A 2,053-nucleotide genomic window follows, 5' to 3' on the forward strand; every position below is an offset into this window, starting at 1 on the left:
GCGCGCCGCGCGCCCCGCCCGGCGTGCGGGTTCAGCGGGCGGCGGGCACCGCGTCGCGCAGCAGCCCGGCGACGATCTCCACGCCCTCCCGGGTGAGCACCGACTCGGGGTGGAACTGCAGTCCGGCGAAGCCCGGCCCGCGCAGCGCGTGCACGTCCCCGGTCAGCGGGGCGCGGGCCACCTCGACGCCCTCGGCGGCCAGCCGGGCGGCGTCGGCGTCCGTGCAGCGGGCGGTGAAGGCGTTGTAGAAGCCGACCGTGCGCCGCGTCCCGAACAGGTCGACGCTCTCCTGCGCGCCCTGGTACGGCACCGCCTTGCGGACCAGCGGCAGGCCGAGTGCGGCGGACAGCAGCTGGTGGCCGAGGCAGACGGCGAGCAGCGGGGCGGTGCGCCGGCCGTCGCGGACGGCGGCCAGCGCGTCGGTGACGACCGGGCGCAGCACGGCCATCTTCGGGTCGTCGGCGGCGGCCGGGTCGCCCGGGCCGGGGCCGAGCACCAGCGGGCCGGGGTGGGCGGCGACCCGCTCGCGCAGGCCCGGCTCGTCGTAGCGGACCACGGTGACCCGGTGGCCGAGCGAGGTCAGCAGGTGGGCGAGCATCGCGGTGAAGGTGTCCTCGCCGTCGACGACCAGGGTCTCCAGCTCCTCGGTGGCCCGGGCCGGCTGCTGCATCCGCAGCCAGAACGGGGCGAGGCCGGCCCGTCGGGCGTCCAGCGCGGCCTGGACGCGGTGGTCGTCGGCCAGCCGGGCTCCGGTGGGCCCGGCCGGGCGGGAGGGCGCGGGGAGGGCGCCGATCGCGGTGAGCACCCCGGCGGCCTTGGCGTGCGTCTCGGCGACCTCGGAGGCCGGGTCGGAGTGGCGCACCAGGGTGGCGCCGACCCGGACGGCGAGCCGGCCGGTGGCCGGGTCGATGTCGGCGGTGCGGATGCAGATGGGGGAGTCGAGCAGCTGGCCGCCGCTGGCCGAGCGGCCGATCAGGGCGAGCGCGCCGGAGTAGTAGCCGCGCCCGCCGCGCTCGTAGCGCTTGATCACCCGGGTGGCGTTCTGCACCGGGCTGCCGGTGACGGTGGCGGCGAACATCGTCTCCTTGAGCACCTCGCGGACGTCCAGTGAGGTGCGGCCGCGCAGCTCGTACTCGGTGTGCGCGAGGTGGGACATCTCCTTGAGCCGGGGGCCGAGCACCTGGCCGCCGAGGTCGCCGACGGTGCACATCATCTTGAGCTCCTCGTCGACCACCATGGTCAGCTCCTCCAGCTCCTTGGGGTCGTGGAGGAAGTCGAGCAGCGAGTCGAGGCCGGCGCCGCCGGCCGGATAGCGGTAGGTGCCGGAGATGGGGTTCATCACGACCGTCCCGCCGCTCTGCCGGACGTGCACCTCGGGGGAGGCACCGACCAGGACGCGCTCCCCGGTGTGCACCAGGAAGGTCCAGTAGGCGCCGCGCTCCTGCTCCAGCAGCCGGCGGAACAGGGTGAGCGCGAGCGCGGGGGAAAAGTTGTCCAGCGTCGCGGTGAAGTCGCGGCGGATGACGAAGTTGGCGCCCTCGCCGCGGCCGATCTCCTCCTCGATCACCCGGCGGACGATCGCGGCGTACTCGGCGTCGTCGATGTCGAACGCTCCGCCGGTCAGGCCGACGGGCAGCCGCGGCAGCGCGGCCGTGACCTCGGCGAGCGGCAGGGCGTACTGCTCGGTGACGGCGAGGGCCTGGAGCGGGGTGGCGTCGTCGTGCGCCTCGAAGCCGCGCTCGCGGATCTGCCGGTAGGGGACGAGCGCGAGCAGGTCGTGCACCGGGCCGTCGGCGGGGACGCCGTGGCGGACTGGCAGGTCGGCCAGCCGCTCGTGGCTGTCGACGGTGCCGAGCAGCACCTCGACGGTGTCCGGGGCGGTGCGCGGGGTGCGGCGGTGCAGCAGGGCGAAGGCCGGGGCGTCGGGGGCGGTGAGGCGGGCGAGCAGGTCGGCGGCGCGGGTCACGGTAACGGCGTTCCTTCCGGGGGGCTACTGCGGCGGTGGGGGTTCCGCTCCCGGGAGGGCTGTCGACCGGCTGAGAACGCCGACGGG

General features: G+C 76.0%; 1 protein-coding gene. It reads right to left on the reverse strand.

Features of this window, described 5'->3' with window-relative positions:
* Positions 1 to 31 precede the first annotated feature (31 nt).
* Positions 32 to 1,966, reverse strand: a complete 1,935-nt coding sequence (locus ABD308_RS12465) for an anthranilate synthase family protein (RefSeq protein ID WP_344332725.1) — start codon at positions 1,964 to 1,966, stop codon at positions 32 to 34.
* Positions 1,967 to 2,053: the final 87 nt, after the last annotated feature.

The organism is Kitasatospora putterlickiae, from assembly GCF_039527695.1.
Classification (GTDB): domain Bacteria; phylum Actinomycetota; class Actinomycetes; order Streptomycetales; family Streptomycetaceae; genus Kitasatospora; species Kitasatospora putterlickiae.